The following is an 11,972-nucleotide window of genomic DNA, read 5'->3' as shown; positions in this document are numbered from 1 at the left end:
TTAAAAGGTAACAGGAATTTGAGTATCTTCATCTATCATAGGGTTGGTGTGCGTGGCATTGTATTCCGCAAGCGTTGTCCTACAAATACTAGCGTAATAATTTGCAAAAATTGAGGAAATGGCCTTTGGGTCTGTGTTCTGAGCTGCGTTGGTAGATAAAAATACGTTGAAATAGCTTACGCCAAGGGTCTCGATCATAAATTCGAATTTACGATTACTATATGCTCCAAAATATGTATTAAGTGATGAATACGGAAAAAGAGCACTGTCCCAATTGTCAGGTTTAGCTAGACTGTTCTTTAAAGAGATCTTAAGGGCCGACATTTCCTTATTTCCTTCTTTAAACATCGGGGAGGGTTTAAGTTTGAATAGAATAACGCCCTCTGCTGTTTTGAATTCCTGATAATTATCAGGTTTTTCAAAATATATAGGATATTTTACTTCTACTTCTCCTGCTTTTATGATAAATTTCGGCAAGGCAAAGTATACCAAGTCTGCGTCACCTTCAGGGGAAAGTTCGAATTCGATATCATGATCTAACGGTTTTCCAAGTATCCGGGCATTAAATACTACCGAGTCGGTGTCGGATGTCATGTAAGAAAAATTGAAACTTACACTGTCCAATACTTGATTTGTTGTTCCAAACCATAATTGTAAGGCTGCATCTTCTTTCTTGAACACGATCGGTTCGTTCTTCTCACATCCAGTGAGCAATACGATCAAACTAAAAAATATGTAATGTAATCTTTTCATAAGGCAATTATCTATTTGGTTGTCTGTCAGCACTTGTTGTTTCATTTGGTGGAATTGGAAACGTGTATCCCTTAGAATTTACCAGATTAGTCGTAGAGCCATGGATGATTTCCTGGTTAATCCGTTTGTAATAGTAAAATAATTGACCCTCTGCTAAAAATTCTATTCGATATTCGTTTGTAAAAAGTGTTCTAACATCGGTCGGTAACACAGTTAGGGAGGATAATCCCCTAGCGTTACGTTGTCTGTTCAAGACCAGAAGAGGGTCCTTATCCTGTGACCATAGACTTTCTGCGAGTATTAGATACATTTCCGATAGCTTTATTATAGGTATTTTATTTATATAATAAGAATCGTCAGTTGTCTTGGCATACTTTAGGGTGTAGATGTTATTCAGTGTATTGGTTGTTGTACCGTTTATAAATAAATAAGACCTGTAGTCATCTGTTGAAGAAATATATAACGACTTTGAGGCTTGATCTAGCGAAAAAGTCGTAGTTCCTTCATCCGATAGGAAATTGGTATTATTTAAGCTTAGCGTATTCAGTTGTAGTCCAAATATCTGTTCGCTTGCACCACTTGGATCTACCCCAGAGGCAAAACTAGCTTGACTTACAAAGGCAAATTTGTTAGCCTGTATAACATTATTAGCTGCAATTTCAGCTAAGTCGTATTTTCCGATGTAAAGATAAATACGCGCTAATAGGGCTTCTACTGCATAATAGTTTAGATGCAGCTGTCTATTAAGTAAATAACCGTTATCGTTAAATTCGTTAATAACTTCTCCCGTGTAAATTGGATCATATTTTAATAACTCTTTAGCAGCTTTTAGGTCTTCGATTATTTTCTCAATAACAACTTGTACAGTAGATTGTGCAGTCTGTTTTGCGGAATACTGTGTGACATAAGGGATGGCTTGTTGGTTGGGATTTAAGACATAACTGACGCCAAAATTCCGTAAAAGATCAAAATGAATGAATCCGCGTAGTGCTAGTGCTTCGCCTTTGATTATTTCATAATTTTTTCCGGAGAAGACTTGGCTATTATCAATGTTTTGTAATAGATAATTGGTATTGCTAATTGCATTGTACATTTTACTCCAAATGCCTTCAATTCGACCTTGAGATAAAGTTGTCTCATAATCATATTGAGCATCATCTGCATAAGCTAATGGATAGTTTTTCCATTCATGTGACAATACCCCATGCATACCATAAGTAAGTTCTTTGCCATACAAAGAATTGTCTGTAAGAAGTGTGTAGATACCCGCTAAGGCTTCCTTATAGCCTTGTTCTGTGCTGAGTAGCTCAGAAGACTTGACTTGCGAATTTGGCTGTACATCTAACCATTTTTCACATGATACGTTTAAAGTTAGTAGAACTACCGCTACTAAAATATATGCTATTTGCTTAGTTTTCATATTAAAAAGTGGTTTGAAGTGAGAATGAAAAAGTTCGTGCAAATGGATATTCTGTACCCCTTTCTGTTCTAACTGTTGATAAGACGAAGGCTTCAGTTGTATAAAAACCAAGTTTTAGGTTTTTGAGGTGGTATTTGGAAAGGTTTTTCCATTTGAAGTCATAATATGCGTTGATCGATGAAAGTGTCAGATCTGATTTCTTTTGTAAGAAACGAGATGTCGGTCTTGTGGTAGTTGGTGTCGCTGTTATTCTTTTGAATATAGCCTCATCGCCAATCTGCTGCCATGTGTCATAAAGCACACGCGTGTCTACATTATAAGCTATGTTTACATTTTCCACACGGTTGACTAGGGTCGAATTGTAGTAGTCTTCGCCTAATGTATACCGAAATGATGTACTCAATCCCCATCCTTTGTATTCTAGATTGAAGCCTAAATTTCCCCTTAGTTTTGGATCAGATACGCCGATAACGACTTGGTCATCAGGATTCCAATTGTAAGTGCTCGTACCATCTTTTGATCGGAATACCTCACGTCCAGTAGCAGGATCTATTCCTAAAGAAGGTACTGCCCATATGGAGTTAATGGATTGTCCTTCTTCATAACGGATTTTTGGTACATTTAGGTTTTCTGTTGAACCATCTCGTTCGCTGTTAATTTGTTTTAGTGCATTGGCAATTTCAAGTAGTTTGTTTGAGTTGTGTGCAAATGATGTAAATACAGAGAAATGAGATTGTGTACTTTTGTCTGAGAAAACTAAGTAGTTTATGGTTCCTTCATATCCTTTTTTCTGTGTTCTTCCTAAGTTTTCTTTATAGGAGTAATAGCCAGTTGAAGGTGGGAGTGTGAAGTCAATTAATAGATTATTCGTGTTACTTATGAAATAATCAAGTTTTACATTTAATCTGTCAAATAATCTAATATCAGTTCCTACGTTATAATCAAAAGCTTCCTGCCATTTCAACCTATCGTTGGCGAGTCCAGCTAAGTAAGCACCTGAAATATTATCATATGTACTGCTGTTGAAGAAGTTGTAAATCGTCATCGCCTGATAAGGATTAAAATTTTGACTGCCTGTCGAGCCTAGCGAACTTCTCAGTCTCAAAAGGTTTATATGAGTCAGGTTTTTTAAGAAAGTTTCTTGATGTACATTCCAGCCTAAACCTATTGACCAGAATGTACCCCAGCGATTATCGGCTCCAAACATAGAGGAAGCGTTCCGACGAATACTCAGATCTGCAAAATATTTGTTATCGTAGGAATAGTTTGTAAAACCGATCAATCCAATTTCACGTTGTATGGATTCTGTACCACTTGGAACACCATTGTCGGCGTACTGTTTGGCAAAAGTAATGTAGCTAACACGATTATTGAGAAATCCCCACGCTGTCATTCCATGATTCTGGCTTTGCATAGCTGTAACGTTCGCTCCCCCGTTGATTAAGATGGAGTGTTTTCCTATTGTTTTAGACCAATTGGCATAAATATCTGAATTAACGGAATTACTAACGCCATCAACCATGGTGTAAGAACCTCTTTTGTAGAAGTTTTCACCAGTCCATAACGCAAAATTGGTGTGGTCTCCTGGTAGAAAATTTTCGGAAGCACTACCATTAAAGGTGTAGCCAATACGTCCTGTAAATCGTAATGATTCTATAGGCGTCCATTCGGCATAAAAATTCTCTGTGAGTTCATGATATTTCGAGAAATTTTTTGTCTCCAAACTTGCATTATATAGTGGGTTAAAATAATACGTTGTTGAACCTCCTGTAAAAGGGCTTGTTACAAATGTGTTGAGCGTCTTTCTAAGGTTTCCTACCTCGTTGTAGGGACTGTCATAAGGGTTTAAACGGGTGTACTCTGAAAATGCTCCGTAAGGAGAATTGTTTGATTTGTTGAAATTGATGTTGAGTATATTTCTAAAAATGACCTTTCCTGTTCTGTAAGAAAGGTTGATGGATCCCCCTATGTTTTCGCGATTAGACCCCTTCATCACACCTTTGACATTATTATAGGTAAAATCTAGCCCGTATCTTAATGTCTGTGTTCCACCTTCTAGCATAAGCGTGTGTTTATCTCCTAAGCCCACGCGTACGGGTTGTGAGAGCCAATAGGTATCGACACCTTCTTCAATACTCTTGAACCGCTGATTGTATTGTTCATTAAGGAGCTCTTGCGTAAATGGATGTACTGCATTGTAGCGACCTGCATTTTTTTCTATTTGTAGCTTTTCGGTAGCATTCGCAAGTTGGTAAGATGACAGGTCGGGAGCTTCAAGGTTAAAATTGCCTGTATAGGAAATTCGCATAGCCCCTTCTTTTGGTACGATTGTTTCAATAACAATAACGCCATTGGCAGCCCGAGAGCCATAAATTGCTTTAGCCGCAGCATCCTTAAGCAAGGTAATTGAAGCTATACGATTCATGTCTAAATCCATTATTTTTTGAAGATTTGCTATAAAACCGTCTAAAATAAATAACGGTTCATTGGGATTACCTACATAATCGCCACGAATATCGCCTACCCCTGATTGTCCACGAAGTTGTACATCTGGAAGTGCATTCGGATCGGAACCGATACTTAGATTCTCTGTCAAGACAAACGATGGATCTAAGTTCTGTAAACTTTGTAAAACATTTTTATTCCCGACCCGGAGTAATTCTTCTTTTGTAAAGGTGCTTGCACTACCCGTAAAACTTTCTTTCGATCTAGTGCCATACCCTGTAACAATCACTTCCTCAATCTGATCGGTCGTTTCTTCCAATTTAATAATCAAAGGCAATTTGGTGTCCTTGGATAGTTTTATTTCTTGGGTTTTGTACCCAATCGCGGAGATAGCTAATGTTTCATCCTGTTTTTGGGGAGAAAGTATAAATTCACCAACCCGGTTTGTGGTCGTGATATTTTGTTTGTCTTCTTTGATCGATACAGTGACCCCGCTAAGCGGCTTATGGTCGCTACCGACAACCCGACCGATTACTTTAGGGATAGACTGCACTTGGGTAGCGGGGACTTGCGCCATCGTGTCCTTTGGAATGCATAGTGTACCCAACAGCGTAAAGGCCAAGAAGCTGGTTTTAAAGTTTAACGTGTTTTTGTGTTTCATTACTTAAATTAGGTTAAGTTAATTTAATTCGAAGGAGCTGGGTTAATAAGCCTTGCCATTCTAACGTATATTTATTGGTGGCTTTCCGTGCAAAGGCAAGCCTGGATAGTTTTTACTTCAGAAGCGTGTATGTCTGCTGTGAGAGATGAAGGGTGAATCTTCATTCTTGCACGTAGACAGAACACAATGATAGCATTGCTAACATTGCATATATTCTACTGAACTATTTAATATTGTGGTTAGTTAAAACAGATTTTTACTTTGTTGTCTTTAAAAGAATAAGTAAATGCCATCTTTTCCGACATATCGTCTAACAAATCATGGATGGAAATCTTTTTAAACTTGGCGGTATATGTCTTATCCGCGTCGCCGTTACTACATAACTCCAAGATAATTCCATATTCTTTGCGAAAGATATAAGCCAATTGTTGAAAAGCTGCGTCAGCAACATTGACATCAAATACCAGTTGATTGGAGTCAATTTTTTGAATAAGTCGTGCTATTGCAGCCTCATTAATTTTAGCTTTCGTCAACACGCTAGATTGAATTGTAGCCTCTTTGATTTGTTGATTTGTCGTGTCTGCCTGAGCTATTAAAGCTTTAGATTGGTGTCGTTCTTTCTTTTTTTCATGTTGTACAGTTTTAGGGTGAAAATTACGTGCTGTATCAGACACAAATGTTGGGGTGGTGGCAAGAGAACTGGCCGTTGGCACCGGCTCTTGTACACTTGCAACCCGTTTTTTTGTAAGAATCGGTTGTGGTGTCTGATGGGTCGAAAGAAGCTGGTGACCGCCATAAGCCAAAAGCAGTAAAGCTGCGATGCTGACGGCTTTCCACAGTAACCTACTTTTGGATTTTCGGCGCGCTATGCGATACGAAAACTCCTTCGCTTGGACATGTTCTTGCCATTCCTCTACCAGAAAGTTCTCAAAAGTTATTTTGTTGCTAGGATCCAATAGCCAATCTTCCACAGTGTTTTTTTCTATATCTGTGCTAGTTTGTTCAAAATATCTTTTTAAAACTTCTTTTTCCACGTTTTTGTGCTGAAACTATATACTATACAATCATGCTTGTGTTTGCACCTAAGGTAAATTTTATTTTTTCAATGAAACAGGGTATATATAAATATAAAACCAAGACTTTTCAGTATTTTTTTTATATATGCAGAGGAGTTGTTGATATGATTTTCCACCGTGCTCTTGCTTATACCTAACTTTTCGGATATTTCTTGGTTGCTGTAACCTTTTATTCTGCTCAATTCGTACACTTCTCTTCTTTTTTCCGGCAAATTGTTTAATATTTTGTACAAAATCTCTGTCAACTCGTTGCTGTCGGTCGTAGTTTCTTTATCCTGCAAATAGGTAATGTGCTCCTGATGCTTTCTTCTAATGACCTGATGCTTTATTTTATTGTAGATGTCATTTTTAGCAATGGTGATAAGATAATTCTTGAAAGAAGTATCCGGATTGATGCGTTCTTTCTGTTCCCATATCTTTAAAAAAGATTGCTGAATCACATCGTGAACATCTTCTGTTGGAAGTTGTAGGCCGGATAAAAAGCTGGATAAAATAGGCGAATATTTCTTGAACAGGATCAAAAAAGCATTTTCATCACCAGCTATTAACCTCGTGACGATTGCTCTTTCTTGCTGTAGACTCTGTTCCATTTGTTCGACAATTATTATACGTAATGTTTGTAATAGTATGAATAACTATAATTACATTAATTAGACTACAAATCTAGTAGATTTTAATTTAGATTTCACATTTTTTTCAAATATCATGAATTCAGTTTTTTATAGCAAATAAAATTCGCCGTTTTTTGTGGGGCGATTTTTTGAAATGGCAAGACGATATTATCCTACTAGAGATCATTAACCAAGAGTATCCTTTCCTCGTGCTCTGAAATCTTACCGATTGGATACCGTTATTCTCATTTCGTGCAGGGCGCGGATAAGATCAGTTGTACGCGAACTTTATTCCCCCTTAAAGTTTTATCTCATGTGTTTTATCCCTATCATCTTACATTTTTTTAGTTGCTCCAGATGGATTAACCTATGAATTGTCGCAAAATATTTTTTCAAAATAACGCCATAGTTTTTCCCGTAACTTGTCTAAGTTTGTAAACAACGATGTAATATTGAAGATAAAATAAAGGAATGAACATTAGCAAATTATTTTTTGTAGCTCTACTATCGCCTCTTTTCGTTATACCTGTTTTTACCAAAGCGCAACAAACGATAACGTCGAAACTAACAACTGGCTTTCAACAGTTTACAGATCAATCAAATCTTAAAAATGGAATAGCTTCCTTGTATGTCGTCGACGCTAAAAACGGAAACGTGGTATTTGAAAAAAACAGCCAAATCGGGTTACCAACAGCTTCGACCTTAAAAGTCATTACCTCGATTACAGTATTAGACATCTTAGGGCCGGAATACAGGTATCAAACTACGCTCTACTATACCGGAGAAATCGATAGTCTTGGTGTATTGCAAGGGGATATTGTGATTCAGGGATCGGGCGACCCTACGCTGGGAAGCGATCGTTTTCCGGAGCAGCGTGAGGAACAGCTGTTGACCAAATGGAGCCAGACGATTAAGAATGCGGGAATACTACAAATCAATGGAAGAGTCATTGGCGATGATCGGCTGTATTTAGGAAACGATATTCCAGGAGGCTGGATCTGGACCGATATCGGGAACTACTATGGAGCCGGGATTTCCGCGCTGAACTGGAGAGAAAATAAGATGGGGGTAAACTTTAGCGTATCGGCTATCGGCCAGCCCACACCTATTTCGAATATGACGCATGATATTTCCTATTTATCGATCGTTAATCAAGTCACGACTGGTGCAAAGGGATCGGGCGATAACGTGTATGCCTACTCGGCGCCCTATTCCGAAAAAATATACTTAAGAGGATCGTATGGACAAGATTTAAAAAAAACAATTGAAATATCTGTTCCCGATCCGGCATATGATGCAGCACATCAATTGCATCAACGCATTTCAGCAGAAGGAATCATAGTTTCGGGCAATCCTACAACAGGTCAACGATTGGTTGAGCAGGATTCGGTATTTCCATCGAAAACAAAGGATCTTGATATCCATAGCTCGCCTAGACTGATAGACATGGTATATTGGTTCAATCAAAAGAGCATCAATTTATATGGAGAAGCTTTATTAAAAAGTATTGGATACTTCACCGGTAATAAAACTACGACGTCTGGAGGAGCAATGTACCTCAAAAAGTACTGGAACCAAAAACTTCAGATTCAAGAACAGGAATTAGATGTCAAAGACGGTTCTGGTCTATCTCCTCAAAATCATGTGACAGCTGCAGCCATGACTCAAATCATGTACTATGCGATTTCAAGGCCGTGGTATACAGATTTCGTAAAAGCCCTACCCACCTACAATCAGATGACGATGAAAAGTGGCACGATTGGAGGCACGCTAGGATACACAGGCTATCATACGGCAAAGGACGGAAAGGCGTATGCATTTACATTATTGGTGTATAACTATAATGGTACCGCGTCGAAAATGCGCCAAAACATGTTTATGGTATTAGATAATTTAAAATAATATTGACGCAAAATTTCTTCTTTACATAAATAGAATGATACATTTGTACCCTCGTATTGAAAATAAACACTAAAAAATGAGTAAAATCAATAGAAAACAGGACGCACTAAACTACCATTCTATGGGGCGTCCTGGAAAAATAGCTGTCGTACCAACAAAGCCATACAACTCACAAAGAGATTTATCGTTGGCCTATTCGCCAGGTGTTGCAGAACCCTGTCTTGCTATTGCCGAAAACAGCGAAGATGCCTATAAATATACGGCGAAAGGAAATTTAGTTGCGGTAATCAGTAATGGTACAGCCGTATTAGGATTAGGTGATATCGGTGCGCAGGCAGGAAAGCCGGTAATGGAGGGAAAGGGTCTGCTATTCAAAATATTCGCTGATATTGATGTCTTTGACATTGAATTGGACACAAAAAACGTAGACGAATTTGTAAATATCGTAAAAGCACTCGAACCCACTTTTGGGGGTATCAATTTAGAGGACATAAAAGCACCGGAATGTTTTGAAATCGAACGTCGATTAAAAGCCGAAATGAAAATACCTGTAATGCACGATGATCAACACGGTACAGCTATTATTTCGGGTGCGGCTTTAATTAATTCGTGCGAACTGCAAAACAAAAACATTGCGGATGTAAAAATAGTAGTCAACGGAGCAGGTGCTGCTGCAATATCCTGTACAGGCATGTATATTTCAGTCGGCGCAAAAAAAGAAAACATCATTATGCTGGATAGCAAAGGTGTTATTCGCGCGGACCGCGACAACTTAGACGCAACTAAGGCGGAATGGGCTACAAACCTTGATATTTATACCTTGGAAGATGCCGTCAAAGGAAGCGATGTATTTATCGGATTGTCCAAAGCAGACGTTTTAACGCCGGAAATGCTGAATACAATGGCTCCAAATCCGATTGTGCTGGCTATGGCTAATCCAAATCCGGAAATATCTTACGAGTCGGCCGTGGCTACGCGTGAAGACATCATTATGGGTACAGGCCGATCGGATTACCCTAATCAAGTAAATAATGTATTGGGCTTTCCTTATATTTTTAGGGGTGCATTGGATGTACGCGCGACAGCAATCAACGAAGAAATGAAGATTGCTGCTGTACATGCCATCGCGAATTTGGCAAAGCAAAATGTACCCGAAGAAGTTAATCAGGCGTATAACACGAATAATCTTCGCTTCGGTAAGGATTATGTTATTCCAAAACCTACAGATCCACGTTTGATCACCGAAGTATCCATTGCCGTTGCCAAAGCCGCTATTGATTCCGGAGTTGCGCGTAAGCATATTGAGGATTGGGATGCCTATAAAGAAGAGCTTCGCAAACGTCTTGGAAAAGACGACCGTATCATGCGTAATATGATCGATAAGGCGAAAAGTAATCCAAAACGTGTCGTTTTTGCGGAAGCAGATAATTACAAAACGCTTCGTGCAGCTCAGATTGTAAAGGAAGAAGGTATTGCAATCCCGATTTTACTCGGCAATAAAGAAAAAATAAACGGCTTGATTAAAGAGTATGGTTTTGAAATAGGGTCGGTAGACATTATTGATCCACAAGAAGAAAAAGACACGGAAAGATATGAAAAATTTGCAAACCACCTATATACTAAACGCCAACGCAGGGGGGTAACCAAAGGTGAGGCATCGAAGTTAATAACCAATCGGAATTATTTTGCGGCTAGTATGGTCGAATTTGGTGAAGCAGATACGTTAATTTCAGGATTAACACGAAATTATGCTTCTACGATCAAACCTGCATTGCAGGTTATCGGCGCAAAGGAAGGAAGCCGCCTAGCAGGAATGTATATGATGCTTACCGAAAAAGGGCCCTTGTTCTTAGGTGATACAACCGTAAACACCGATCCTACAGCACAGGAGCTGGCAGAGATTGCAGTTTTGCTGGAAACAGCCGTAAAAAGATTCAACATCAAACCCCGTTTGGCCATGTTGTCTTACTCCAACTTTGGATCTAACGAAGGCACAACGGCGACAAAGGTGAGAGAGGCCGTAAAAATATTGCACAAAGACTATCCTCACATCATCGTAGACGGAGATCTGCAGGCAAACTTTGCTCTTAACAAGGAGCTTTTGGAGACCAACTTCCCATTTAGCACCTTAAATGGAGAAGCAGCGAATACATTGATATTTCCAAGTTTAGAATCAGGAAATATCGCCTACAAACTTTTACAAGAAGTAGGCAATGCGGAGGCTGTAGGTCCTATTTTGTTGGGCATGAACAAGCCCATACATGTGCTTCAAATGGACAGCTCGGTGCGCGAAATCGTCAACATGGTTACAATAGCAGTAGTAGAAGCACAATATTGTAACTCATCTAATTCATAATTGATGTACGATTATTTAAACGGTAAACTGGTATTTAAAGCGCCCACTCACGTCATATTGGATGTGAGTGGGATCGGATACCATATACATATTTCTTTAACCACTTTCGCACTTATTAAGGAGCGGGAAGACTGTAAATTATACATATCCTTTCAAGTACGAGAAGACGCGCACACACTCTACGGGTTTGCAACAGAAGCAGAAAGGCAACTATTCAATCATTTGATTTCGGTATCCGGGATCGGTCCAAATACTGGACGCATGATACTTTCTTCTATTACACCTGAAGAAATCCAATCGGCAATCATCAATGGACAAGTAGCTATTATCCAGAAAATAAAAGGAATAGGACCTAAAACCGCGCAACGGGTGATCTTGGAACTTCAGGATAAATTGAAAAAAGAAGGTGCAGATACGTTATTACCTTTATCATCAAACAGGCTTTCTGTACCTGAAGAAGCATTGACAGCGCTGGTCATGCTGGGCTTCGGAAAACCCCAAGCCGAAAAAGTATTAAACGCCATTACACTGGCCGAACCCGACCTATCCGTTGAAGCACTTATAAAATCTGCCCTTAAAAAGCTGTAGTCGTAATCGGACTATATGTAAAAATTAGCATTTTTTAACATATCCGCATCTCCAGTGCATGCTATTGGGGTTGCGAATGTTAATAAAAACAATGATATTTGCGTTTGTTAATCTGATTTTAAGCAAAATACTATTTTTGGCCATTCCTTGTGAGAAAATA

At 38.8% G+C, this 11,972-nt stretch carries 8 protein-coding genes; 3 read left to right on the top strand and 5 right to left on the bottom strand.

Translation table 11 applies throughout. The features are described 5' to 3' along the window. The 5 genes from C4F40_RS01645 to C4F40_RS01625 form a co-directional block, all read right to left on the bottom strand. Positions 1-753: a DUF4843 domain-containing protein gene (locus C4F40_RS01645; RefSeq protein ID WP_196937632.1), complete on the bottom strand. Its 753-nt coding sequence runs from the start codon at positions 751-753 to the stop codon at positions 1-3. Positions 754-760: 7 nt separating this feature from the next. Further along, complete coding sequence (locus tag C4F40_RS01640; protein WP_196937631.1) at positions 761-2,173, bottom strand: RagB/SusD family nutrient uptake outer membrane protein; 1,413 nt, start codon at positions 2,171-2,173, stop codon at positions 761-763. A gap of 1 nt (position 2,174) precedes the next feature. Next, positions 2,175-5,279 carry a SusC/RagA family TonB-linked outer membrane protein gene (locus tag C4F40_RS01635; RefSeq protein ID WP_196937630.1) on the bottom strand — a complete coding sequence of 1,035 codons (3,105 nt, stop codon included), beginning with the start codon at positions 5,277-5,279 and terminating at the stop codon, positions 2,175-2,177. 239 nt (positions 5,280-5,518) lie between these two features. Further along, on the bottom strand, positions 5,519-6,313 hold the full coding sequence (locus C4F40_RS01630) for a hypothetical protein (protein ID WP_196937629.1): 795 nt from the start codon (positions 6,311-6,313) through the stop codon (positions 5,519-5,521). A gap of 68 nt (positions 6,314-6,381) precedes the next feature. Next, positions 6,382-6,945 (bottom strand): RNA polymerase sigma-70 factor, encoded by a 564-nt coding sequence (locus C4F40_RS01625; protein ID WP_196937628.1) that lies wholly within the window; start codon positions 6,943-6,945, stop codon positions 6,382-6,384. A 492-nt stretch (positions 6,946-7,437) separates the two neighbouring features. Here C4F40_RS01625 and dacB point away from each other — a divergent pair, with 492 nt between their 5' ends. The 3 genes from dacB to ruvA all read left to right on the top strand — a co-directional run bounded on the left by dacB (position 7,438) and on the right by ruvA (position 11,812). Beyond that, complete coding sequence (gene dacB, locus C4F40_RS01620) at positions 7,438-8,868, top strand: D-alanyl-D-alanine carboxypeptidase/D-alanyl-D-alanine endopeptidase (RefSeq protein WP_196937627.1); 1,431 nt, start codon at positions 7,438-7,440, stop codon at positions 8,866-8,868. 76 nt (positions 8,869-8,944) lie between these two features. After that, positions 8,945-11,224, top strand: coding sequence for an NADP-dependent malic enzyme (locus C4F40_RS01615; protein ID WP_196937626.1), 2,280 nt, complete (start codon positions 8,945-8,947; stop codon positions 11,222-11,224). A gap of 3 nt (positions 11,225-11,227) precedes the next feature. Then, positions 11,228-11,812, top strand: coding sequence for a Holliday junction branch migration protein RuvA (gene ruvA / locus C4F40_RS01610; RefSeq protein WP_196937625.1), 585 nt, complete (start codon positions 11,228-11,230; stop codon positions 11,810-11,812). The last annotated feature ends 160 nt before the right edge of the window (positions 11,813-11,972 follow it).

Origin of the sequence: Sphingobacterium pedocola (assembly GCF_015209965.1) — a bacterium.
GTDB lineage: Bacteria > Bacteroidota > Bacteroidia > Sphingobacteriales > Sphingobacteriaceae > Sphingobacterium > Sphingobacterium pedocola.
This window is presented reverse-complemented; position numbering and strand designations above follow the sequence as displayed.

Coding starts and splice junctions, on each gene's coding strand:
- C4F40_RS01645 (WP_196937632.1), bottom strand. CDS start 753: ATGAAAAGATTACATTACATATTTTTTAGTTTGATCGTATTGCTCACT.
- C4F40_RS01640 (WP_196937631.1), bottom strand. CDS start 2,173: ATGAAAACTAAGCAAATAGCATATATTTTAGTAGCGGTAGTTCTACTA.
- C4F40_RS01635 (WP_196937630.1), bottom strand. CDS start 5,279: ATGAAACACAAAAACACGTTAAACTTTAAAACCAGCTTCTTGGCCTTT.
- C4F40_RS01625 (WP_196937628.1), bottom strand. CDS start 6,945: ATGGAACAGAGTCTACAGCAAGAAAGAGCAATCGTCACGAGGTTAATA.
- dacB (WP_196937627.1), top strand. CDS start 7,438: ATGAACATTAGCAAATTATTTTTTGTAGCTCTACTATCGCCTCTTTTC.
- C4F40_RS01615 (WP_196937626.1), top strand. CDS start 8,945: ATGAGTAAAATCAATAGAAAACAGGACGCACTAAACTACCATTCTATG.
- ruvA (WP_196937625.1), top strand. CDS start 11,228: ATGTACGATTATTTAAACGGTAAACTGGTATTTAAAGCGCCCACTCAC.